At 39.1% G+C, this 25,553-nt stretch carries 21 protein-coding genes and 5 tRNA genes; 4 read left to right on the forward strand and 22 right to left on the reverse strand.

From position 1 onward, the window contains the following. Positions 1-577: 577 nt before the first annotated feature. The 20 genes from L6469_RS08025 to L6469_RS08120 form a co-directional block, all read right to left on the reverse strand. On the reverse strand, positions 578-901 hold the full coding sequence (locus L6469_RS08025; RefSeq protein WP_006283662.1) for a DUF3467 domain-containing protein: 324 nt from the start codon (positions 899-901) through the stop codon (positions 578-580). Between the two features lie 130 nt (positions 902-1,031). Beyond that, positions 1,032-5,366, reverse strand: a complete 4,335-nt coding sequence (rpoC, locus tag L6469_RS08030) for a DNA-directed RNA polymerase subunit beta' (RefSeq protein WP_006283663.1) — start codon at positions 5,364-5,366, stop codon at positions 1,032-1,034. A gap of 26 nt (positions 5,367-5,392) precedes the next feature. Further along, on the reverse strand, positions 5,393-9,205 hold the full coding sequence (gene rpoB, locus L6469_RS08035; protein ID WP_027453354.1) for a DNA-directed RNA polymerase subunit beta: 3,813 nt from the start codon (positions 9,203-9,205) through the stop codon (positions 5,393-5,395). Positions 9,206-9,310: 105 nt separating this feature from the next. Further along, positions 9,311-9,685 carry a 50S ribosomal protein L7/L12 gene (gene rplL / locus L6469_RS08040; RefSeq protein WP_027453355.1) on the reverse strand — a complete coding sequence of 125 codons (375 nt, stop codon included), beginning with the start codon at positions 9,683-9,685 and terminating at the stop codon, positions 9,311-9,313. A 51-nt stretch (positions 9,686-9,736) separates the two neighbouring features. Then, the gene (rplJ, locus tag L6469_RS08045; RefSeq protein WP_027453356.1) at positions 9,737-10,255 is read right to left on the reverse strand and encodes a 50S ribosomal protein L10; all 519 of its coding nucleotides are present in this window, start codon (positions 10,253-10,255) and stop codon (positions 9,737-9,739) included. 18 nt (positions 10,256-10,273) lie between these two features. Further along, positions 10,274-10,966, reverse strand: a complete 693-nt coding sequence (rplA, locus tag L6469_RS08050; RefSeq protein ID WP_027453357.1) for a 50S ribosomal protein L1 — start codon at positions 10,964-10,966, stop codon at positions 10,274-10,276. A 21-nt stretch (positions 10,967-10,987) separates the two neighbouring features. Next, the gene (gene rplK / locus L6469_RS08055) at positions 10,988-11,428 is read right to left on the reverse strand and encodes a 50S ribosomal protein L11 (RefSeq protein WP_027453358.1); all 441 of its coding nucleotides are present in this window, start codon (positions 11,426-11,428) and stop codon (positions 10,988-10,990) included. 57 nt (positions 11,429-11,485) lie between these two features. Continuing rightward, on the reverse strand, positions 11,486-12,028 hold the full coding sequence (nusG, locus tag L6469_RS08060; protein WP_027453359.1) for a transcription termination/antitermination protein NusG: 543 nt from the start codon (positions 12,026-12,028) through the stop codon (positions 11,486-11,488). Positions 12,029-12,033: 5 nt separating this feature from the next. After that, positions 12,034-12,231: a preprotein translocase subunit SecE gene (gene secE, locus L6469_RS08065; protein ID WP_036858065.1), complete on the reverse strand. Its 198-nt coding sequence runs from the start codon at positions 12,229-12,231 to the stop codon at positions 12,034-12,036. Positions 12,232-12,246: 15 nt separating this feature from the next. Beyond that, positions 12,247-12,319 (reverse strand) — tRNA-Trp (locus L6469_RS08070). Positions 12,320-12,366: 47 nt separating this feature from the next. Beyond that, positions 12,367-13,584 (reverse strand): elongation factor Tu, encoded by a 1,218-nt coding sequence (gene tuf, locus L6469_RS08075; RefSeq protein WP_074803322.1) that lies wholly within the window; start codon positions 13,582-13,584, stop codon positions 12,367-12,369. Positions 13,585-13,665: 81 nt separating this feature from the next. After that, positions 13,666-13,737 (reverse strand) — tRNA-Thr (locus L6469_RS08080). A 12-nt stretch (positions 13,738-13,749) separates the two neighbouring features. Beyond that, positions 13,750-13,822, reverse strand: a tRNA-Gly gene (locus L6469_RS08085). Positions 13,823-13,827: 5 nt separating this feature from the next. Next, positions 13,828-13,909, reverse strand: a tRNA-Tyr gene (locus L6469_RS08090). Between the two features lie 24 nt (positions 13,910-13,933). Next, positions 13,934-14,007: transfer RNA gene (locus L6469_RS08095), tRNA-Thr, on the reverse strand. Between the two features lie 100 nt (positions 14,008-14,107). Then, positions 14,108-14,407: a ribosome hibernation-promoting factor, HPF/YfiA family gene (hpf, locus tag L6469_RS08100; protein ID WP_006281526.1), complete on the reverse strand. Its 300-nt coding sequence runs from the start codon at positions 14,405-14,407 to the stop codon at positions 14,108-14,110. Positions 14,408-14,429: 22 nt separating this feature from the next. Beyond that, positions 14,430-15,311: a tyrosine recombinase XerC gene (locus L6469_RS08105; protein ID WP_006281527.1), complete on the reverse strand. Its 882-nt coding sequence runs from the start codon at positions 15,309-15,311 to the stop codon at positions 14,430-14,432. Positions 15,312-15,385: 74 nt separating this feature from the next. After that, on the reverse strand, positions 15,386-15,577 hold the full coding sequence (rpsU, locus tag L6469_RS08110) for a 30S ribosomal protein S21 (RefSeq protein ID WP_006281528.1): 192 nt from the start codon (positions 15,575-15,577) through the stop codon (positions 15,386-15,388). Positions 15,578-15,703: 126 nt separating this feature from the next. Further along, positions 15,704-17,512, reverse strand: coding sequence for an aminopeptidase P family protein (locus L6469_RS08115; RefSeq protein ID WP_006281529.1), 1,809 nt, complete (start codon positions 17,510-17,512; stop codon positions 15,704-15,706). 69 nt (positions 17,513-17,581) lie between these two features. Continuing rightward, positions 17,582-18,571: an IS30 family transposase gene (locus tag L6469_RS08120; protein ID WP_006282587.1), complete on the reverse strand. Its 990-nt coding sequence runs from the start codon at positions 18,569-18,571 to the stop codon at positions 17,582-17,584. A gap of 287 nt (positions 18,572-18,858) precedes the next feature. On the opposite strand from L6469_RS08120, the gene L6469_RS08125 reads away from it, so the two are divergent. The 4 genes from L6469_RS08125 (at position 18,859) to L6469_RS08140 (ending at position 22,628) form a co-directional block, all read left to right on the forward strand. Continuing rightward, positions 18,859-19,851: a malate dehydrogenase gene (locus tag L6469_RS08125; RefSeq protein WP_006281530.1), complete on the forward strand. Its 993-nt coding sequence runs from the start codon at positions 18,859-18,861 to the stop codon at positions 19,849-19,851. Between the two features lie 187 nt (positions 19,852-20,038). Beyond that, complete coding sequence (locus L6469_RS08130; RefSeq protein WP_006281531.1) at positions 20,039-20,884, forward strand: DUF3737 family protein; 846 nt, start codon at positions 20,039-20,041, stop codon at positions 20,882-20,884. Positions 20,885-20,889: 5 nt separating this feature from the next. Continuing rightward, complete coding sequence (locus L6469_RS08135; protein WP_006281532.1) at positions 20,890-22,047, forward strand: MalY/PatB family protein; 1,158 nt, start codon at positions 20,890-20,892, stop codon at positions 22,045-22,047. Between the two features lie 56 nt (positions 22,048-22,103). Further along, positions 22,104-22,628 (forward strand): nitroreductase family protein, encoded by a 525-nt coding sequence (locus L6469_RS08140; protein WP_006281533.1) that lies wholly within the window; start codon positions 22,104-22,106, stop codon positions 22,626-22,628. Between the two features lie 53 nt (positions 22,629-22,681). On the opposite strand, the gene L6469_RS08145 is transcribed toward L6469_RS08140, so the two are convergent. Continuing rightward, entirely contained in the window at positions 22,682-23,914 is a 1,233-nt protein-coding gene (locus tag L6469_RS08145; RefSeq protein WP_006281534.1) for a 3-deoxy-D-manno-octulosonic acid transferase, read from the reverse strand. A 28-nt stretch (positions 23,915-23,942) separates the two neighbouring features. After that, positions 23,943-25,460 carry a glutamate--tRNA ligase gene (gene gltX, locus L6469_RS08150; RefSeq protein WP_006281535.1) on the reverse strand — a complete coding sequence of 506 codons (1,518 nt, stop codon included), beginning with the start codon at positions 25,458-25,460 and terminating at the stop codon, positions 23,943-23,945. Positions 25,461-25,553: the final 93 nt, after the last annotated feature.

Below are 25,553 nucleotides of genomic sequence, written 5' to 3' on the forward strand. Positions count from 1 at the left end.
ACAACTTTTCACAAACCGTTTCGGGCTGCAAAGGTACAAAAAATCCCGCAATATGATATCTATTATCTAAAATAAAAAGACCATATTAATCAAAAATTAGCAGAATATAGTCTTTATTAATATTTTTTTAATGTTTAACTTTAAAATCCAACAAGTTCAGCAAGTGGTATTCTATAGTAACTAAGACTTTAAAAACAGATAGCAGTAAATATAATTAGCAGTTGAGTAGAATTTCTCTATTATAAGTATAGTTCTGAAAACGTTTCAATAACTGTGTGAGAGTGAAACAGACCTCTACTCTTCAATTTGATTATAAACTTTCAGATACATGATATTGTCATGCAACATTATCGAAGTTCACCATTGGAATACATCAAGTTTTATTAGACAGATCCACTAGTCTATTACAACCAGCTAAGACTAAAACTTTAGTAAACAGCATATAGCAACTAGTTTAAAGTCAAGTATTCTTTCAAATGAGCGTACAAAGACTTTGCTGTAGACTCCAAATACAGACCAAAAGTACTACTATCAGAAGCTCTAATGGGGCAAGAATATATTCACAAAATAAATTACGTCAAGCTTCATTACCTCCAGTATTAAAAGGAGCTATAGTACGAGGGGCCTGATCTGAAATATTAATTTCTCCATAAGCACTCTCGTAATTAAAAATGTTTTCCTTCAATGCCAATAAAAGTTTCTTGGCATGTTCTGGAGCCAAAATCACTCTACTTTTGACTTGTGGCTGCTGCATCCCTGGCAGTATTTTAGCAAAATCTAATATAAAATCTGAACTTGAATGAGCTATCAACACCAAATTAGAATATTCACCTTGAGCAACCTCAGGTTTAATATCTATTTGAACCGCTTTACCATTTTCTTTATCTGAATTTTCTGCCATAAGTAATAATTATAATTGGATTTTACTTTGCAAAGATACTTAAAATACATAGAACACACAAATCTATAACTAAAAAAGGAGTTGTCATTATTAAAATGACAACTCCTTTTTAAAAGTATAATATTAAAGATTATTCTGTTGCAACATTGTTATCTGCAAAGTCAAGAACATTCTTTCTATTAGCCTGTATACGCTCATATTCTTCCTTTGAACCTACAACAAGTTTCTGCCATTGACGAAGACCTGTACCTGCAGGAATCAAATGACCACAAATAACATTTTCCTTCATACCCTCAAGGTAATCACTCTTACCGCGAATTGCAGCCTCACAGAGTACCTTAGTAGTTTCCTGGAATGATGCAGCACTCATGAAACTCTTAGTACCCAAAGCTGCACGGGTAATACCCTGAAGGATTTGGGTAGATGTAGCTGGAACAGCATCTCTAACCTGAACTAACTTCAAGTCTCTACGCTTCAAGCTAGAGTTCTCATCTCTTAGCTTACGAACCGTCACAATCTGACCAGGTTTAAGCAATTCTGAATCACCTGCATCTGTAACGACCTTCTTGCCCCAAATACGATCATTTTCATCAGCAAAGTCGAGTTTATCAACAAGTTCCTGCTCGAGGAATGTTGTATCACCCGGATCATCGATACGAACCTTACGCATCATCTGACGAACAATGATTTCAAAGTGCTTATCATTAATCTTCACACCCTGAAGACGGTAAACATCCTGAACTTCGTTAACAATATACTCCTGTACAGCGGTAGGACCCTTAATAGCAAGAATATCACCTGGAGTTGTAACACCATCTGAAAGAGGTGTACCTGCACGAACAGCATCATGTTCCTGTACAAGGATCTGCTTAGACAATGGAACCAAGTATTTCTTTTGGTCACCAGTCTTAGAAGTTACGATGATTTCACGATTACCACGTTTAACCTTACCCATAGTAACCTCACCATCAATTTCAGAAACAATAGCAGGATTAGAAGGATTACGTGCCTCAAACAACTCGGTTACACGAGGAAGACCACCGGTAATATCACCAGCACCACCAACAGCACGAGGTATTTTAACCAATGTTGTACCTGTACTAATGGTCTGACCATCTTCAACAACAACGTGACCACCTACAGGGAAGTTATATGTACCTACTACATTACCTTCAGCATCAACTACATCACATGTAGGAACCAAAGATCTATTTTTAGAATCAGTAATGATCTTTTCAGTCAAGCCTGTTGTTTCATCGGTCTCTGCACGATAAGTCTGACCTTCAACAACATCATTAAACTTCAGAACACCAGCATATTCAGATACGATAACGGCATTAAATGGGTCCCATTTACAGATAACATCACCTTTCTTAACTACATCTCCGTGCTTTTTATACAAAGAAGCACCATAAGGAACATTCAAGCTAGAAAGAACAATACCTGTATTAGGATCTACAAAACGAACCTCAGCCAAACGGCTTACTACCATCTGACAATTAATATCATTACCTTCCTCATCTTCCTCTACAAAAGGAACAACACGAAGTTCATCGAATTCTAGTTTTGCATCATTCTTTGCCGTAATATTAGCATTAGCAGCAGCGTTAGCAGCAATACCACCAGCGTGGAATGTACGAAGAGTCAACTGTGTACCAGGTTCACCAATAGCCTGAGCTGCGATAACGCCCACAGCTTCACCCAGCTGTACCATTCTAGCTGTAGCCAAGTTACGACCATAACACTTCATACAAACACCATGCTTACTTTCACAAGTAAGTACAGAACGTATCTCTACACTTTCGATTGGCGAATTTTCAATAGCTTTGGCCTTAGGCTCAGTAATTTCTTCACCAGCAGCAACTATAAGATTACCTGTAGTTGGATCTACAACATCATGTACAGATACACGACCAAGAACACGCTCATACAACGTTGAAATGATTTCATCACCATTCTTCAAAGCCGAGCAAACTAGGCCTCTTAATGTACCACAATCTTCTTCAGTAATAATAACATCATGAGCTACGTCAACCAAACGTCTAGTCAAATAACCAGCATCTGCAGTTTTCATAGCAGTATCAGCCAAACCCTTACGAGCACCATGTGAAGAAATAAAGTATTCCAACACAGACATACCCTCTTTAAAGTTTGACAAAATTGGGTTTTCAATAATTTGAGCACCTTCTGCACCTGCTTTTTGAGGTTTTGCCATCAGACCACGCATACCAGACAGCTGCTTAATCTGATCTTTAGAACCACGAGCACCAGAATCAAGCATCATATAAACAGCATTGAAACCCTGATCTGCCTCGCGCATCTCCTTCATCAGAATGTTACCCAAGTCATTATTTACGTGAGTCCATGTATCAATTACCTGATTATAACGTTCGGTATCTGTGATGAAACCCATATTATAATTATTGGTAATTTCCTCAACTTCCTTATTACCCTTTTCTACGATAGCGACCTTTTCTTCTGGAATGATAATATCATCAAGATTGAAGGAAAGACCAGCCTCATAAGACATACGATAACCCAAATTCTTGATACCATCCAAGAAGCTACATGCACGTGCCATACCGACAGCACCAATCACATCAGCAATGATACCACGAAGAGTTTTCTTAGAGATAATATCATTGAAGTAACCAACCTCATCAGGGACAATTTGGTTTACAATAACACGACCTGCTGATGTTTCAACCATATGTTTAACATGCTTGCCATCAACAATATCGTCTACTACAACCTTTACAATCGCATGTAAATCACACTTTCCCTCATTACTTGCAACAATTGCCTCTTCAGGACCATAGAAAGTCAAGCCTTCACCCTTAGCACCAGGACGCAATTTAGTAATATAATACAAACCAAGCACCATATCCTGTGCAGGTACGGTGATAGGAGCACCATTAGCAGGGTTAAGGATATTGTGGCTCTCAAGCATCAAAATCTGAGCTTCCAATACAGCTTCATTACTCAAAGGAAGGTGAACAGCCATCTGGTCACCATCGAAGTCTGCATTAAATGCAGTACAAGCCAATGGATGTAACTGAATTGCTTTACCCTCAATCAATTTTGGCTGGAAAGCCTGAATACCCAAACGGTGAAGTGTCGGAGCACGGTTAAGCATAACAGGATGACCCTTCATTACATTTTCAAGGATATCCCAAATAACTGGTTCACGACGGTCAACAATCTTCTTAGCGCTCTTTACAGTTTTTACTATACCACGCTCAATAAGCTTGCGAATGATAAATGGTTTATATAGCTCAGCAGCCATCAACTTAGGAAGACCGCATTCACCCATATTCAGCTCAGGACCTACAACGATTACAGAACGAGCAGAATAGTCAACACGTTTACCCAACAAATTCTGACGGAAACGTCCCTGCTTACCTTTCAAAGAGTCAGACAAAGACTTCAAAGGACGATTACTTTCACTCTTAACAGCTGAGCTCTTACGAGAATTATCAAATAAACTGTCCACAGCCTCCTGAAGCATACGTTTTTCGTTACGTAAAATGACTTCCGGAGCCTTGATTTCTACAAGTCTCTTCAAACGGTTATTACGAATAATAACACGACGATAAAGATCATTCAAGTCAGAAGTTGCAAAACGACCACCATCAAGTGGAACCAATGGACGAAGTTCTGGTGGAGTAACAGGAATAATCTTCATGATCATCCACTCAGGTCTGTTAATACCCTTGCTGGTACGGAAAGCTTCTACAACCTGAAGACGCTTCAATGCTTCTGTCTTACGCTGCTGACTAGAATCATTATTAGCCATGTCGCGAAGCTTGTAAGAAAGACCATCAAGATCGATATCTGTCAGGAGATCATAAATAGCCTCTGCACCCATTTTAGCAACAAACTTATTTGGGTCATCATCAGCCAAACGATCATTATTAGGATCTATTTGATTATCGATAATATCGATATATTCCTCTTCACTGAGGAGGTCCATTTTATGAGAACCATTTAATTCGACACCATCGGCATCTTTTTTACCTTCCATAACACCTGGCTTGACAACGATATACTTCTCATAGTAGATAACAGCGTCAAGCTTCTTTGTTGGTAAACCCAGAAGGTAACCTATCTTATTTGGCAAAGAACGGAAATACCAAATATGAGCAACAGGTACTACAAGTTCGATATGACCACAACGCTCACGACGAACCTTCTTTTCTGTAACTTCTACACCACAACGATCACAAACAATGCCTTTATAACGAATACGCTTATACTTACCACAAGCACACTCATAATCCTTAGTAGGACCAAAAATACGCTCGCAGAAAAGACCATCTCGTTCAGGCTTATATGTACGATAGTTAATGGTTTCTGGTTTAGTAACCTCGCCATACGAATTTTCCAAGATTTCTTCAGGAGAAGCTAAACCTATGGTAATTTTCGTAAAATTATTTTTTACTTTTGTCTCTTTTTTAAAAGCCATGTTTCTTTTTGTTAAGGGGTTGACTGTTAATCGAGTTTAATGCTCAAACCAAGACCACGAAGTTCATGAAGCAACACGTTAAGTGATTCTGGGATACCAGGAGTTGGCATGGCATCACCTTTGACAATTGCCTCATAAGCTTTAGAACGGCCTACTACATCATCCGACTTGATGGTAAGAACTTCCTGAAGTACATGACTGGCACCGAAAGCCTCGAGTGCCCAAACCTCCATCTCTCCAAAACGCTGACCACCAAACTGAGCTTTACCACCCAGTGGCTGCTGAGTAATCAAACTGTAAGGACCAATAGAACGAGCATGCATCTTGTCTTCTACCATATGGCCAAGCTTCAAGAAGTAAGTCATACCAATGGTAGCTGGCTGATCGAATTGCTCACCTGTCTCACCATCAAAGATATGAGTAGAGCACAAACGTGGTAAACCAGCCTTATCTGTCCATTCTGACAAATCATCAAGTTTGGCACCATCAAAAATAGGTGTAGCAAACTTAACACCCAACTTCTTACCTGCAGCACCAAGGATAGCCTCGAAAATCTGACCCAAGTTCATACGAGAAGGCACACCCATTGGGTTCAAAACCAAATCTACAGGTCGACCGTCCTCGAGGAATGGCATATCTTCCATTCTTACAATCTTAGAAACAATACCCTTATTACCATGGCGACCAGCAAGTTTATCACCTACCTGAATCTTACGTTTCTTAGCAATATATACTTTTGCCATCTGCAAAATACCAGAAGGAAGATCATCACCAATAGTAATTGCAAACTTACGACGCTTCAATTCTGCATCAAGTTGCTTATACTTACGGATATAGTTCATAATCAACTTTTGGATAAGCTTATCTGTATGCTCATCGCCAGTCCAATTATTAGACTCTACGCCATCATACTCGAGATTTTTCAAAGCAACAGTAGTAAACTTACTACCCTTTGTGATAATCTCTGCACCTGTATAGTCCTTAACTCCCTGAGAAACCTTACCCTCAGTCAAAGTCAACAACTTATCAACAAGGATATCCTTAAGATCATCGTTCTTTGCCTCATACTCCTCGTCTATCTTAGCTAAGATTATCTTATCCTGCTTCTTTGATTCACGAGTCTTAACAGCACGAGAGAACAATTTCTTATCGATAACAACACCACTCAATGAAGGGTTAGCCTTAAGTGAAGAATCTTTAACGTCTCCAGCCTTATCACCGAAAATCGCACGGAGAAGCTTCTCTTCTGGAGAAGGATCACTTTCACCCTTAGGAGAAATCTTACCGATCAAGATATCACCTGGCTCAACACGAGCACCTACACGAATGATACCATTATCATCAAGATCCTTTGTAGCTTCCTCACTTACATTTGGAATATCATTGGTGAATTCCTCAACACCTCGCTTGGTCTCACGAACATCAAGAGAATATTCGTCAACATGTACAGATGTCAATACATCCTCACGAATCATACGCTCAGAAATAACGACAGCATCCTCATAATTATAACCCTTCCAAGGAATATAAGCTACCAAGAGGTTTCTACCGAGTGCCAATTCACCATTTTCTGTTGCATAACCCTCTGTCAGAATATCACCCTTCTTAACTCTCTGGCCCTTGCTACAAATAGGACGGAGATCGACTACCATGTTCTGGTTAGTACGACGGAACTTTGGTATACGATATTCTTTCAATGCTGGCTCAAAGCTTACGAACTCATCTTCTTCTGTACGATCATACAAAATACGAATCGTTGTAGCATCAACGTAATCGATTACACCCTCACCTTCTGCTGTAACTTGAGTACGTGAATCCTCACATACCTGCTTTTCAAGACCAGTACCAACGATAGGTGCCTCATTGTGAAGCAATGGAACAGCCTGGCGCATCATGTTACATCCCATCAAAGCACGGTGACCGTCATCATGCTCCAAGAATGGAATCAAACAAGCAGAAACTGAAGCGATCTGCTGTGGAGCGACATCCATATAGTCTACATTCTCAGGAGTAACTACAGGATAATCAGCATCCTGACGACACTTAACGACTTTACGAATAAATGTACCATCAACATTTAAAGGAGCATTACCCTGTCCAATAATTTTGCCTTCCTCTTCCTCAGCTGACAAGAAAACAACATCTTCATTGTCCATATCAACAACTCCATTATTAACCTTACGATATGGAGTCTCGATAAAGCCAAGTTCGTTTATAGTTGCATATACACAAAGTGAAGAAATCAAACCAATGTTTGGACCTTCAGGGCTCTCAATTGGACAAAGTCGACCATAGTGAGTATAGTGTACGTCACGCACCTCGAAACCTGCACGTTCACGTGTCAAACCACCAGGACCTAATGCTGACAAACGACGTTTGTGAGTAACCTCTGCCAATGGATTAGTTTGATCCATAAACTGTGACAATGGATTTGTACCAAAGAAAGAATTGATAACACTAGAAATTGTCTTAGCATTAATCAAGTCTGTTGGAGTAAATACTTCATTGTCACGAACATTCATGCGTTCACGAATAGTACGGCTCATACGAGCAAGACCAATAGAGAACTGATTAGCTAACTGTTCACCAACAGTGCGAACACGTCGATTAGATAAGTGGTCAATATCATCAACAGTAGCCTGAGAATTAACAAGCTTAATCAAGTACTTGATAATAGCAATAATATCCTCCTTAGTCAAGACTCTAGTATCCATATCAGTATCCAAGCCAAGTTTCTTATTGATACGATAACGGCCTACTTCTCCTAAATCATAACGCTTATCAGAGAAGAATAGATTTTGGAATACTTCACGAGCACTAGTATCATCAGCAGGATCTGCATTACGCAACTGACGATAAATATAATTAACAGCCTCCTTTTCAGAGTTACTTGGATCTTTAGCTAATGTATTAAAGATAATAGAGAACTTATTAGCAGCCTCTGCATCTTTATGAAGTAAGATTGTAGGTGTACCGCTATCCAGAATATCCTCAATATTCTCTTCAGTCAATTCTGTTTCACGGTCCATAATGACTTCATTACGCTCTATAGAAACAACCTCACCTGTATCTTCATCAACAAAGTCTTCATTCCAACTCTTCAAGACACGAGCAGCTAACTTGCATCCAATAGCTGCCTTAAGATTTTTCTTATTAACCTTTACCTCCTCGGCAAGATCAAAAATCTGAAGAATATCTTTATCCTGTTCAAAACCCATCGCACGAAGCAATGTTGTTACAGGCAATTTCTTTTTACGATCGATATATGCATACATGACATTATTGATGTCAGTTGCAAATTCAATCCAACTACCCTTAAAAGGAATGATACGTGCAGAATAAAGTACAGTACCATTTGCATGAACACCCTGACCAAAGAATACACCAGGAGAACGATGCAATTGAGCAACGACAACACGCTCAGCACCATTAATGATAAAAGTACCATTCTGTGTCATATAAGGGATAGTACCCAAGAAAACATCCTGGATAAAAGTACCAAAATCCTCATGATCAGGATCAGTACAGTACAGCTTCATCTTAGCCTTCAAAGGTACACTATAAGTCAAGCCGCGCTCCAAACATTCGTCAATAGTATAACGAGGCGGATCAATATAGTAATCCAAGAACTCAAGAACGAAATTATTTCTTGTATCGGTTATAGGAAAATTCTCTGCAAATACCTTAAAAAGACCGTCATTCTTGCGTTCCTCAGGCGGAGTATCCAACTGTAAGAAGTCACGGAAAGACTTCAACTGCACATCGAGAAAATCCGAGAATGGATACGGATTATGCACGCTGGCAAAATTTACTCTATTATTTACTACTTTTGTTGTCATTAGAAGATTTTAACGGGTGTTGTTAATCTAAATATATAAGACACAAAAAGGTTAGAACCCACCTACTTGGTGGACTCTAACCATATTTTAAAAAGTTAAGTTCGATTACTTAAGCTCTACCTTAGCACCAGCCTCTTCGATAGCCTTCTTAAGGTTTTCAGCCTCGTCCTTAGCTACACCTTCCTTCAATGTTGCAGGAACTGCGTCGCAAAGATCCTTAGCTTCCTTCAAACCGAGACCACAAGCCTCTTTAACAGCCTTAACTACCTGGAGTTTAGTAGCACCTACTTCAACGAGAACTACGTCGAATGCTGACTTCTCCTCAGCTGCAGCACCTGCAGCAGCAGGACCAGCAGCTACAGCAACAGCTGCAGCAGCAGGCTCAATACCATACTCGTCCTTCAGGACTGTTGCCAATTCATTAACTTCCTTAACAGTAAGATTTACTAACTCTTCTGCAATAGCTTTTACGTCTGCCATTTTATTCTAAAATTTAATTTTGTTTATACTGTAAATAATTGTGACTTTTGATTATTCAGCACGCTCGCCCAAAGTCTTAAGCACACCATGAATAGTGTTTGCGCCTGATTGTAGAGAAGAAATAACATTCTTTGCAGGTGATTGCAACAAAGAAACGATATCTGCGATAACTTCGTTCTTGCTCTTAATAGAAACAAGTTCATCAAGTTTATCAGCACCTACATAGAACTCTTCTTCAGCGTAAGCGGCTTTCAATGCAGGAATGCCCTCTTTAGCGTAGTCCTTCAAAAGTTTTGCTGGTACATTTGCAGTATGAGCAAAAAGAACAGCTGTGTTATTCTTAAGACTACCATATAATGGAGCGAAATCTACATCTGAAGCTTCCATTGCCTCACGCAACAAGGTATTCTTAACAACTACCATCTTGATTTCCTGCTTAAAGCAATCACGACGGAGCTTGCTAGTAGCCTCTGCGTTAAGACCAGTTACGTCAACTAGATAGAAGTGAGGATATTCCTTCAACTTCTGACCTAAATCTACGATAATAGTATCTTTAACTTCTTTCTTCATTTTTCAATACTTTTAGAGTTATTCAACTGATTTAGGATCAATTTTGATACCCTTACTCATAGTGCTAGAAATAAAGATACTCTTGATGTATGTACCTTTAGCAGAAGCAGGCTTCAAACGGATAACTGTATTGAGGAATTCTCTTGCATTACCAGCGATCTGTTCAGGAGTCATTGAAATCTTACCGATTGATGTGTGGATAATACCAGCCTTATCAACCTTGAAGTCAATCTTACCCTGCTTAACTTCTTTAACTGCCTTAGCAACGTCCATTGTTACAGTACCACTCTTTGGGTTAGGCATTAAACCACGAGGACCAAGGAAACGACCTAAAGGACCTACTTTACCCATGCAAGATGGCATAGTGATGATGACATCAATATCGAGCCATCCACTTTTGATCTTATCGATATACTCATCGAGACCTGCATAATCAGCACCAGCTGCCTTAGCAGCTTCCTCCTGATCAGGTGTACAAAGAGCAAGAACACGAACTGTTTTACCTGTTCCATTAGGGAGAGATACAACGCCACGAACCATCTGGTTAGCTTTACGTGGATCTACACCCAAGCGTACGTCAATATCAAGAGAAGCATCAAACTTAGTTGTTGTAATTTCCTTTACCAATTTTGAAGCTTCCTCCAAAGAGTATGCTTTCCCTGCTTCAACCTTATCAGCTACTGATTTTTGATTTTTTGTCAGTTTACTCATTTTTCTAATTGAAGTTATAAATTATTGACCAGGGAAATCCCCTTTTACAGTGATACCCATACTTCTTGCTGTACCAGCAATAAGTCTCATAGCTGATTCCACTGTAAAGCAGTTAAGATCTTTCAACTTATCTTCAGCGATTACCTTTACTTGATCCCAAGTAATTTCAGCAACCTTCTTACGATTAGGCTGACCTGAACCAGACTTTACCTTGGCTGCTTCCTTCAGCTGAACTGCTGCAGGAGGAGTCTTGATAACGAAATCAAATGACTTATCTGTATAGTAAGTGATAACAACTGGTAAAACTTTTCCAGCCTTATCCTGGGTACGGGCGTTGAACTCCTTGCAGAATCCCATAATATTTATACCCTTAGAACCAAGAGCAGGTCCTACTGGAGGTGAAGGATTTGCAGCGCCACCTTTAATCTGTAATTTGATTAATCCAGCAACTTCTTTAGCCATTTTTTTTGTATATTAAAAATTTGAATTTATAAAAAGAACAATACTTCGTAACAGGCATTATTCTTTTTCAACTTGCATAAAACTCAGCTCCAACGGGGTCTTTCGTCCGAAGATCTTAACCATCACCTTCAGTTTGTGCTTCTGAGAATCAACTTCTTCAATAACACCACTGAAACCGCTGAAAGGACCGTCTGTAACCTTTACAGTATCATCTACTGCATAAGGAACATCCATACTCTCTTCCAACTCTGTTTCATCAGCAGTACCAAGCATACGATTGATATCTGCCTGTGGAACAGGTGTAGGCTCATCCAATCCACCAAGGAAACCTAATACGTTAGGCATAAATCTTAAAGTATGAGCAACATCACCCTTAAGATTAGCTTCAACAAAAACATAGCCAGGAAGACTTACTTTCTCCTTGACTACTCTCTTACCATTTCTTAAAGTTGCTTGTTTAACTGTAGGAATCAGTACTTGAGAAATATTATTTGCTAACAAATCATTATGTTTGATCTCAGCATCAATATACTCCTTAACTTTAGCTTCCTTACCACTTACAGCTTTAAGAACATACCATTTGTTAATTGTCTCTGCCATTTTCCTTAGTTACCAATTGAATAAAGACCAGTCATGATGAATCTAAAAACAGAATCCATGGCGAATACTACAAGTGCAATGACAAGGGAAGCAGATAATACAACCATTGCACTGTGCGTTAATTCGCGTCCAGTTGGCCATGTAGTTTCATGCGCTAGCTCATTATAACAAGCTTTGCAATAATTAACTATCTTTGTAAACATATTATCTTCTTTTAGCACGGGTTGAAGGACTCGAACCCTCGACACCTGGTTTTGGAGACCAGTGCTCTACCAACTGAGCTAAACCCGTATGTGTCTCCGCACCGCAAGATGCGGAGACTATGTAATTATCTATAATTACTTCTTATTCTGCCAGTTCTCAGGAAGATCCTCAAGCAAAGCTGTAATCTGACCTGAACCTACTGTACGACCACCCTCACGGATAGCGAAACGAAGACCTTCGTTCAATGCAACACGATAAATCAAGCTAACCTCAATCTCAACGTTATCACCAGGCATAACCATCTCTACTCCCTCTGGAAGTTTGATTTCACCTGTACAGTCCATTGTACGAAGATAGAACTGAGGACGATAGTGGTTACCGAATGGAGTATGACGACCACCCTCTTCCTTCTTCAAAACATAGATAGAAGCCTTGAAGTGATCGTGAGGAGTAATAGCACCTGGGTGTACAACTACCATACCACGCTTAACTTCTTCTTTATCGATACCACGGAGAAGCAAACCTACGTTATCACCAGCTTCACCTTCTGGAAGAGTCTTACGGAACATCTCAACACCAGTGATAGTAGACTTCTTATCTTCACCAAGACCGAGCAACTGAACCTCATCACCTACATGGCACTTACCTGTCTCAATACGACCTGTAGCTACAGTACCACGACCAGTAATAGAGAATACGTCCTCAACTGGCATCAAGAATGGTTTATCGAGGTCACGAGTAGGCTCCTGAATCCAAGTATCACAAGTTGACATCAACTCAAGTACGCTATTAACCCACTTATCAACGCCATTCAAAGCACCAAGTGCAGAACCACGAACGATTGGAGTATCCTCTTCATAACCGTACTGCTCAAGGATTTCATGTACTTCCATTTCAACGAGTTCAAGCATTTCCTCGTCGTCAACCATATCACACTTGTTCAAGAAAACAACCAAACGAGGTACATTTACCTGACGAGCGAGAAGTACGTGCTCACGAGTCTGAGGCATAGGACCATCAGTAGCAGCAACAACCAAGATTGCACCATCCATCTGAGCAGCACCAGTAACCATGTTCTTTACATAGTCAGCGTGACCCGGACAGTCAACGTGTGCATAGTGACGATTTTCTGTTTCGTACTCGATGTGAGCTGTATTAATAGTAATACCACGCTCTTTCTCCTCAGGTGCATTATCAATCTGATCGAATGACTTAACATCTTCAGCAGTACCAAGCTTCTCATTAAGAACCTTAGAGATAGCTGCAGTCAATGTAGTCTTACCGTGGTCAACATGACCAATAGTACCAATATTTACATGCGGTTTGGTACGCACGAATTCTTCCTTAGCCATAGCTTAAACTTTTTATTTATATAAATGAATAATCTATTTAAATATTTTCTTCTCTTATTCAAGATCGGAATATACAAAAAGAGCTGTAACTGAGAGTTGAACTCAGGACCTCTTCCTTACCAAGGAAGTGCTCTACCACTGAGCTATTACAGCGAACAAAAATAGAGCGGAAAACGGGGCTCAAACCCGCGACCCCCAGCTTGGAAGGCTAGTGCTCTATCAACTGAGCTATTTCCGCAAATGTGGGTAGTGATGGATTCGAACCACCGAAGCTAGAAGCAGCAGATTTACAGTCTGCCCCATTTGGCCACTCTGGAAACTACCCGGACCACGAACTTTTCGTTTCTTGAGCCTCTTGTCGGATTCGAACCAACGACCCCGAGATTACAAATCACGTGCTCTGGCCAACTGAGCTAAAGAGGCAAATCTTGCAGCCGTACACGGCTTCTGATTTCATGTTGTTGTGAAACGGCTGCAAAGTTACGAATTTATTTTGAATCACCAAATTTTTTCCTAAAAAATTTTAGTGTTTTCTTTGTTTTTCTTTAAATTTAGTCAATTGAACCTTCAAAGCATCTACTGCTTGATCCACACTTTCCTCAAAAGAATCACACACTTTCTCTACGAACAATGTATTACCTGGCACCGTTACGGTTATTCCAGCTTCTTTATTTAGGACAGTAGCAGGTTTTACGACTTTTAATTGCACCTCTACTTTCTGAATATCTTCATAAGTTTTTTCTAACTTGGCAACTTTCTTATCAACGAATGCCAATAACTTCTCGGTAGCATCGAAATGGATCGACTGAATTTTTACTTCCATAGTGACCTCCAATTTTAAAAGGTTAAGCCCTAGGGTGGGCATTAGAATATATACGTTTTAATTGTTCAAAGGTTGTATGCGTATAAATCTCTGTCGTAGACAGACTAGCATGACCCAACAATTTTTTCAAACTTTCTAATCCAGCCTCATGATTTAGCATAGCTGTAGCAAATGTATGCCTCAACACATGGGGCGAACGTTTTTTCAACGTGCTAACCCTAGATAGATTTTTTTGAACTAGATACCTCACCTGATTACCATTCAAACGGCAACCCTTATTCGACACGAACAGAGCAAGAGATGTATTACCAATAAACTCATCTCTGAGTTTCATATATATTGTTAGCGCACTTGCCAATTCGTTTCCGAACGGAATAATACGCTGTTTATTTCTCTTACCAGTAACTTTCAGTTCACCTTTTTGAAAATCGACATCATTATCGTCTAATCCAATCAGTTCTGAAAGGCGAATTCCCGTTTCGTAGAAAGTCATTATAATCGTACGATCACGAACATCATAAAAACTTTCTCCATGCATAGCCGTATCCAGCAGAGCATTCATTTCATTCTCCTTCAAGAATTGAGGAAGAGGCTTTCCCCTTTTGGGACCCTTTATCATATGAACAGGGTCTGACTCAACTCTTTTGCGAGAAAGGGCGAATCGATAAAAAGTACGAAGTGCACTTAACCTTCTATTTATAGAAGTTGCACTATTTCCTTTATCCATCATCAGCTCTATCCAGCCACGTACTACGTCAGAATCTACAGATTCCCACGAGAGATGATCATCTAAACCTTCAAAGTACGATTGAAATGCCCGAAGGTCATCACCGTAACTTTGCACCGTGCGCTCTGAGCGATTAAGCTCAAATTGCAAGTAGTCCAAAAAATCTTCTATTATCATCGCACTGATATTACGTTTTCAGCAACGAATATACGGAATAAAATTCAAACTACCAAATTTTAAGAGGAAAATTTTTATTCCTCAGCGTCACGTAATTTTTGTACGTAGACAGCGTGTTCCATCTTGAGTCTTTTCAAAACAGATGGCTTGTCATACTGCTGACGAGCACGAAGCTCCTTAACAACACCTGTCTTTTCGAATTTTCTCTTGAACTTTTTCAAAGCTCTTTCGATGTTCTCACCATCTTTTACTGGTACAATAATCATACTTTTTGTTTTTAATTTTAAATTTGTTAAACTTAGCGTTTGTGACCTAGTGCCACTATTTGCGGGTGCAAAATTACATCTTATTTATTAAAAAAACAACTTTTCAGCCTTTTTTTTGCATTTTATTTATAATTCTACTGCTTTTGTCGCATTTTTCAGCCATTCTCTCTCATCTACAGACAGATACGGAGATAATTTTGCATAAACTAATTGATGATAATTATTCAACCACATGACTTCTTCCGGTAACAACATTGTTATATCCACTGGGGTCAAATCTATAGGACAAAGTGTTAATGGTTCCATCTGTAAAAATTCCCCAAATTCGGTCTTCATATATTTTTTGATAAGAAGAGTATTTTCTATTCTCACACCGAATTTATTAGAAAGATACAATCCAGGCTCATCTGTTACGATCATTCCTGCATGTAGTGGGGCTGGCATAAACTCCATTCTTATCTGATGAGGACCTTCATGAACATTTAAATAAGAACCTACTCCATGCCCAGTTCCATGTAAGAAGTTGAATCCTTCTCGCCACATAGCCTCTCTGCTAAGAGCGTCTATTTGTGTTCCACTGACTCCTACTGGGAACTTCGCCAATTCCAACTGAATATGTCCTTTTAAAACTAAGGTGTAAATATGACGCTGCTCTTCCGTTACAGGTCCCAAGGCAATCGTACGTGTAATATCTGTTGTACCATCCTCATACTGAGCACCACTATCTATCAGGACAAGCCCCTTTGCATCGACAGTAGCATCCGTTTCCGGAGTTGCTTCATAATGCACGATAGCACCATGTGCCTCATAACCTACAATAGTATCAAAAGATATATCTTTAAATAAAGCCTGTTGAGCACGAAGAGATGTTAGCTTTCGATCTAACGAAATTTCCGTCTGTCCACCTGCCTCTATAGCAGGCTGAAGCCATTTCAAAAACTTTACCATTGCGACACCATCTCGTAACATTGCCTGATGAAATCCTTCTATTTCAACAGAATTCTTAACCGCTTTCATGGCAGGAACAGGTGAATGCCCAAATACTATTTTTACACGTTTACGATCAACACAGTTTACCAAATAACTGTTCGTTACATCAGGATCAAGCAATATATTATAGGCTAAATAATCCTTATGTAAATAGGAAGATATTGAATTATACGGAAGTACACTAACACCTATTTTGCATAAATATTGCTTGACTTCTAATGTTAATTTGTTAGCATCAACAAAAAGAACAACTTTATCTGGTTCGATAAGTAGATAAGACACAAAAACAGGATTACAGTGAACGTCTGTTCCTCGAAGATTCAAAGTCCAAGCGATATCATCCAAAGAAGATATCAAAATTCCATCTCCATGCAGTAAATTTACCTCATGCCGAATACGTTTAATTTTACTTATAGCATCTTCCCCTGCATATTTCAAAGGATGAATATGTATAATAGCATTAGGAATATCAGGCCTATCCAACCATAATTCTTCCAAAGGATCCCAATTCGTACGTACGGTTATGCCAGATTGCTGCAAATCATATTTTAGTTGTTCTACAAAACTATGAGAGTTTACCCGTCCATCCACTCCTATTTCAGTTATTCCACCGTCATTTTCATCGTAAATTTCCTGAGCAATCCATTGAGAAACAGAAGGCGTGCCTGGCATTTTAAGTTTCATCAATTCAATACCCGTATCTTTTAACTGCACTTCAGCTGCAAGAAAATAACGAGAATCTGTCCATAAGGCAGCATGCTTCAATGTAACAACCACAGTACCAGCAGAACCATCAAAACCAGATATCCATTCTCTACCTTTCCAACGATCAGGAACATATTCACTATTGTGCGGATCTGAACTAGAAAAAATAAAAGCCGCAACTCGTTCACGTCTCATCAACTCACGAAGAGCCTCCAAGCGTTCATATACTTTCTGTTTCATATCTATTTTGCTATTTAGACCTTACAAAGATAGCAATTTTAAGAAATTATCACAAATGCAGGATTCACATTAATAACGCAACAACTTTATAATTGTTTTATTCTCTCCGTATTTTTGTCTGATAAACTCGACAGGCGTTTTGTAATTCAATCTCTTTCTAGGTCTGTTGTTGATTCTGTCCTGTACCATATTGATGTCTTTATCTGTTATCTTTGTAAAATCACTCCCTTTAAGGAAATATTGCCTGACTAGACCGTTAGTGTTTTCATTAGCACCTCTTTCCCATGAGTGGTATGGTCTTGCAAAGAAGATGTCTATTTTCAGTGCTCTAGCAATCTGCTGGTGCCTGGAGAACTCTGTACCATTATCTGCGGTCATGGTATGCAATCCCTTTCTTATCGGCTTAAGTGCGGCAATGGCTGCCTCCGCCAGAGGCTCTGCCTCTTTTGAAGGAAGCTTTCTCATGATTAGGAACCCGGACTCCCTATCATTGATTGTCATGATGACGCTCCGCCTGTTCTTCCCCACAATGGTGTCGATCTCCAGATCTCCGAACCTTCCTTTCTCATCAACGACCGCAGGTCTTTGCTCTATCCCGACACGTCCAGGTATTCCCCTTGACTTATACGATGAACCGCGCTTGTTATAGCGCCTGCCCCTGTGGCGCAGATGCTTATAGAGAGGCTTCCCCCATTTGTGCTTCTCCTCCCACACATATCTGTAGATGGTTTCGTGTGAGATGGGCGGTAATCCCAGTGCACGCCGTCTTCCGGATATCTGCTCGGGAGACCACTGTTCCTGTGTGAGCTTATGGTCAATGTAAACCTTTATTTCGTCCGTAAGGACGGTATAGTGCTTTCTTGCGCTCATTCTCCTGTCTGACAGCCACTGGGCCTTTTCCGCATTATACCTGCCATGGGGTGCCTTGTTGCGCCTAATTTCTCGGCTAATGGTGCTGCGGTGCACACCAAGAGCCCTGGCTATGTCTGTTGAACGTTCTTTTTTTTGCAGTCTGAAAGATATTTCGTACCTTTGCTGCGCAGTTAGATGCTTTGTCATATTTGCAACTTATGTGGAAGTTTGTCTGCAAAGGTAAGCATTTAATGCTGGGGACGAAAGATCTTGTGGAACTTTTGTCCCTTTTTTCATGCTCCTTGCTCACTTACTTCTTTGACACATTTGTTGCATTATCAATTTGAATTCAAGAATTAAATAACAAGTAAATGCAGAAATTACACTTTAATTTAGTAACTTTGCGGTGCTTCTAAGAGATAATTTGTTTGAGAAAACAAATCGTTTAGAAAATAAAGATAGACAAATTAAAAATCTTATATAAATACGCAGTTATGGAATTTTTAACTAATGACAAACTTTTAATTGTCGGAGCCGGTGGTATGATTGGTTCAAACATGGTTCAGAGTGCTCTGATGCTCGGCCTTACTCCAAACATCTGCTTGTACGACATCTATGAGCCAGGAGTACATGGTGTATACGACGAGATGCAGCAGTGCGCTTTCCCTGGTGCAAATATCACTTACACAGTAGATCCAGAAGAGGCATTCACAAATGCTAAATTCATCATTTCATCTGGTGGTGCACCACGTAAAGAGGGCATGACTCGTGAAGACTTGTTAAAAGGTAACTGTAAGATTGCTGCTGAATTCGGTGAGAACATCAAGAAGTATTGCCCTGACGTAAATCACGTTGTTGTAATTTTCAACCCTGCCGATGTTACAGCTCTTACAGCTCTTATCCACTCAGGTTTGAAACCAAATCAGTTGACTTCACTTGCAGCTCTTGATTCTACTCGTTTGCAGCAAGCTCTTGCTCACGAATTTGGTGTACAGCAGGATAAGGTTACAGGCGCACATACTTATGGTGGCCATGGTGAGCAGATGGCAGTATTTGCTTCTCAGGTTAAGATTGACGGCAAGCCATTGTCTGAAATGGGCCTTTCTGCAGAGCGTTGGGAAGAAATCAAGCATAAGACTGTACAAGGTGGTTCAAACATCATCAAACTTCGTGGTCGCAGTTCTTTCCAGAGCCCAGCTTACAATGCAGTTAAGATGATTGAAGCTGCTATGGGTGGCGAACCATTTACTCTTCCTGCAGGTTGCTATGTTAACGATGACAAACTTGGTTTCAAGAATGTTATGATGGCAATGCCTACTACTATCGATAAGACTGGTGTCCACTATTCAGAGCCAACGGGTACACCTGAAGAACTTGCAGAACTTCAGAAATCTTACGAGCACCTTTGCAAGATGCGTCAAGAGATTATTGACCTAGATATCGTTCCAAGTATCGAAGCATGGAAAAATGACAATGCAAATCTCTAATTCTTGAAATTTGTTATACATAATTTTAAAAAGCCTGAAACTCTGTTTTCAGGCTTTTTTTGTAAAGTCTAAAAATAAAACTGCAAAAATGGTTATCATTTCCGTAATTAATATACCTAACGTTTGCGATACAGTATGTATATTTGCAACATAAATAAAAATAAGAAACAATAGGTATAAAAAAAAGATGGAAATTATAAAGAATAAAAGCTTTGGAGGTGAAAGACCTCTATTTGGATCACAAAATTTGAGACTTGAAAATATAACTATCACTGATGGAGAATCTGGCATAAAATGCTGTCAAAACCTAGAATGCAACAATTCTAAATTCTATGGAAAATATCCATGGTGGCATGTTAATAAAAGTCTTATCACCAATTGTTATTTTGCACCAGGCTCACGCTCTGCTATTTGGTACAGCAATGATATGACCATGAAAGATTGTATCATAGATGGTCCAAAATTTTTCAGAGAAATGAATAATCTGACCCTGGAAAATGTCAAAATCAATGATGCTGATGAAACATTTTGGAAAATTGATGGCCTGAAAATTAAAGATGTAGAACTTCATGAGGGCACATATCCATTTATGTTCTCAAAGAATATTTTTGTAGATGGTTTAATCAGTGATGCAAAATATGTATTTCAATATTGCGAAAATGTAGAAATACACCATGCTAAGATAACTACGAAAGATAGTTTTTGGGAATGCAACAATGTTACCATTTACAATTCTGAACTGAACGGAGAATACCTTGCATGGCATTCTACTAACGTAAAACTGGTACGTTGCCATATCTCAGGCGAACAGCCACTCTGTTATATGGACAATGTGATACTTGAAGACTGCACCTTTGATCAGGAGTGTGACCGAGCTTTCGAAGAATGTAGTAATATCAACGCATCAATAAAAGGAAGAATTACAAATATCAAAAATCCTATTTCTGGAAAAATTGTCGCAGACGAAATCGGCTCTGTAACAATTAATGAATATGTTAAGGCTCCTAACAACTGTGAAATCACTGAAAGATAAAGTTCATGAAATACAACTTTGATAAAATTATTAATAGAAGAGGAACCAACTCATATAAATGGGATATCATATCTGAGGATAATGTTATCCCTATGTGGGTTGCTGATATGGATTTTGCAACTGCACCAGCCATCATTGAAGCACTGCAAAAACGTGTAAGCCATGGCATCTTTGGATATACACTAGTACCAGATTCGTACTATCAATCTATCACCAATTGGTTCAGAACACGACACAATTGGAATATACAAAAAGATTGGATTATTTATACATCAGGGGTTATACCTGCCATTAGCTGTAGTATAAAAGCCCTGACGACACCTGGAGAGAAAGTACTAGTACAGACCCCTGTCTATAACTGCTTTTATTCAAGCATTAAAAACCAAGGCTGTGAAGTACTTGAGAACAAACTCATACGTGAAGGAAATACATATATTATTGATTTTGACGACTTTGAAAAAAAATGTTCTGACGAGAAAACAACCGTATTTCTATTATGCAATCCTCACAACCCTGCAGGAAGAGTATGGAGTAAAGATGAATTAGAAAAATTAAATACAATCTGTTTACGCCATGGTGTTAAAGTTATCAGCGATGAAATTCATGGTGAACTCATTATGCCAGGATATACCTTTATCCCTTTTGCTTCTGTATCCGAAGCATGTGCAGAAAACAGTATCATATTAAACTCACCTACCAAGGCTTTCAACATAGCAGGACTACAAATCGCCAATATCATATGTAAAGATTCTGAGCGAAGAAGAAAAATTGATAGATATATCAATATTTACGAAGTCTGTGATGTCAACCCGTTTGGTGTTCTAGCGCTAGAGGCTGCTTACAATAACAGTGCAGACTGGCTTGACCAACTAATTTTGTATATTGCAGACAACTATAAATATTTGGTTGACTTCTTTAAGCAAAAACTTCCAAATATTGAAGTACTAAAGTTAGAAGGCACATATTTAGCTTGGATAGATATTACAGCTACCAACCTTTCTTCTGAAGAAGCTTACAACAAACTATTACAAGGTAAAGTAATGCTTAACAACGGTACTCTTTATGGAGAAACTTCTGGTGAAGGATATTTAAGATTGAATTTGGCCTGCCCTAGACAAACATTAAAAGAAGGATTAAAAAGAATTGTATCAGCATTAAAATAGTATTTTTTCTTTTATTTTACTATATTTGCAATCAGAAATATACTAAACACGAAAATATGAACAACGAAGTATTAAAAGCTATTAAAGAGAGAAGAAGTATTCGTAGGTTTAAACCAGAACAAGTAACAGACGAAGAACTTCAAACTGTTTTAGAAGCCGGAACATGGGCTGCAACAGGACATGGAACACAAGCACCATGGATCGTGGCTGTTCAGAATGAACAACAAAAGGAGCAACTCATCAGAATGAATGCCACCGTTATGGGAGTAACTTCAAACCCATATTACGATGCTCCTACCATTGTTCTTGTTTTCGCACCTCTAGATAATGTTAACAATTTCCGTGATGGAAGTTTAGTTCTTGGCAATATGATGTTGGCTGCTCATTCTATAGGGTTAGCATCTTGCTGGATAAATCGAGAAGATAGTATGTTTGCTACAGATGAAGGCAAAGAACTTATGAAGACATGGAACCTTCCCGACGGACTTGTTGGCATCGGAGCCTTAGCTTTAGGCTATGCTTCCAGCCATCCAAATACAGTAAAACCAAGAAAAGAAAATTATTACCGAATTATCAAATAAAAAACACCGAATTTCATTTAGAAATTCGGTGTTTTTTATATCAACGCTGTACACTACAACTGAATACTATTCATAATAATATCCGTTGCACCAGTCAACTTCTTTACATAATTACCAGCTTGGCTACCTGCACGTAAAATAGCCTTCTGATCTTGAATAAATCCAGTCATAATTTGATTAAAATCACTAGCATTAGTAATTTCAAATCCCCCCTTGTCCCTTAATAGTCCCTGAGCCTCTTGGAACTTTTTATTATTAGGACCAAATATAACCGGAATATCCCATACACCTGCCTCTAATGTATTATGGATACCAACACCAAAGCCACCTCCTACATATGAAACATCTCCATATCTATAAATACTGCTCAAAAGACCAAAACAGTCGATGATTAGACAATCAGCCTCAGCAGCCTGTTCTTTAGAAGTTTGAGTATATCGTACAGATTTTCCCTGCAATTTACTTTCAATCTGCGCCAAATGATTCTCACTAATCACATGAGGAGCAATAATCATTTTCCAATCCTTATGGTTATTAAAGAAAGGAATAAAAATATCCTCATCAGGTTGCCAAGAAGAACCAGCTATAAAGACCTTAGACCGCATCGGATCACCGGAATGAACAAAAGCCTCAACAATAGGCAATTGCTTTGCAGCTTCTTTTATCTGTAAGACACGATCAAATCTTGTATCACCTACAATATCGACATTATTCAGTCCTATACCAGCCAACAACCGCTTACTTTCTTCATTTTGCACAAAGAAATGTGTAAAACACTTCAAGACTCTTCCATATTGACGCCCATACCACTTAAAGAAAATCTGATCAGGACGAAAAATGCTACATATACTGTAAGTAGGAATATTTCGATGATGAAGTATATGCAAGAAATTATACCAAAACTCATACTTGATGAAAAAAGCCATAACAGGACGAACCAGACGCAAAAAACGAATTGCATTGGTCGGTGTATCTATAGGCATATAGCAAATGATATCCGCCCCTTTATAATCTTTTCTCACCTCATATCCTGAAGGCGAATAGAAAGTAAGTAATATCTTATACTCAGGATAATTTTGGCGTACACGCTCCATCAAAGGACGACCTTGTTCAAATTCGCCCAAAGATGCAGCATGAAACCAAATGTATCGTGCATTGGGATCTACCTTCTCCCGTAGAATCTCAAAAGAGTGACGCTCACCACGCCACATCTTTCTTACTTTTTTACTGAACAGACTTGCTATTGCAACGCCCAGCTCTAACAAATAGGTAAAAAGAATATACACGACTTTCTATTTTTCAATGAATATTCAATTAGTGCAACACTTCTATTGCTCTACGAAGACGCTTAAGTGTTTCTTCTTTTCCAAGGAAGGCTGTAATATCGAACATACCAGGTCCTTTACCAATACCTACCAAAGTTAAACGGAAAGCATTCATAACATCACCTAGCTTATATCCTTTTTCTTCAACCCACTTCATGACAACAGTTTCCTGACCTTCAACAGAGAAATCATCGATTCCTTCGATAACTTCAGCAAGTTCGGTCATCTGCTGTGCAGAGTATTCCTTCCAACGTTTCTTTACAGTCTTCTCGTCATACTCAGTTGGAGCAATAAAGAAGAAAGAACACAATGGCCAAAGTTCCTTAACAAAATCAACTCGATCTTTCATCATGTGAACAACAGCTGTAACCTGTTCCATAGAAGCATCAACACCATTATTAGCTACGATAGGAGCAAATAACTGTGCAATTTCCTCATCACTCTTACGAAGAATATATTCATGATTAAACCAAATACCCTTTTTGTAGTCATATTTAGCACCACTCTTTGAGCATTTTGATATATCGAATGCTTGAACAAGCTCGTCAAGAGAGAATAATTCCTGCTCTGTACCAGGGTTCCAGCCCAACAGAGCTAAGAAATTAACAACAGCCTCTGGGAAATATCCACTTTCACGATAACCAGAAGATACTTCCTCTGTCTTTGGATCATGCCACTCCAACGGGAACACAGGGAAACCAAGACGATCACCATCTCTCTTACTCAATTTTCCCTTACCCTCAGGTTTTAACAACAGTGGAAGGTGAGCAAAACGAGGCATAGTGTCTTCCCAACCAAAAGCCTTATATAGCAAGACATGAAGAGGTGCACTAGGCAGCCATTCTTCACCACGTATCACATGAGTGATTTCCATCAAATGGTCATCAACAATATTAGCTAGATGATAAGTTGGAAGTTCATCTGCACTCTTATAAAGCACTTTATCATCCAAGATATCACTCTTGATACACACATCACCACGAATCATATCGTTAACATGAACCTCTTCTCCTGGTTCAATTTTAAAGCGAACTGTGTATTGTGCACCATCGGCCAAGAGTTTCTCTACTTCCTCCTTTGGCAAAGCAAGAGAGTTACGCATTTCCATACGAGTATGTGCATCATATTGGAAATTGCTTACAGCTTCACGCTTAGCATTAAGTTCTTCTGGAGTATCAAACGCATAGTATGCCTTACCATTATCTAATAATTGCTTTACATACTTTTTATAAATATCACGACGCTCACTTTGGCGATAAGGACCATAGTTTCCTCCGAAACTAACACCTTCGTCAAACTTTATGCCGAGCCATTTAAAAGATTCAATGATATACTCCTCTGCACCCGGTACAAAACGATGCGAATCAGTATCCTCAATTCTGAATACCAGTTCACCACCATGCTGGCGCGCAAAGAGATAATTATACAAGGCGGTACGAACACCACCAATATGCAAAGCCCCTGTAGGGCTAGGTGCGAAACGCACTCTAACTTTTCTTTCTGCCATCCTAAAAAATATAGCTTAAGATATAATTTTTGTGCAAATTTACATATTTTTTTGCATTATAGCCCAATTTTTTCGTATTTTCGCAATATCAAA

This window comes from Segatella baroniae B14, from assembly GCF_022024235.1.
Taxonomy (GTDB): Bacteria; Bacteroidota; Bacteroidia; order Bacteroidales; family Bacteroidaceae; genus Prevotella; species Prevotella bryantii.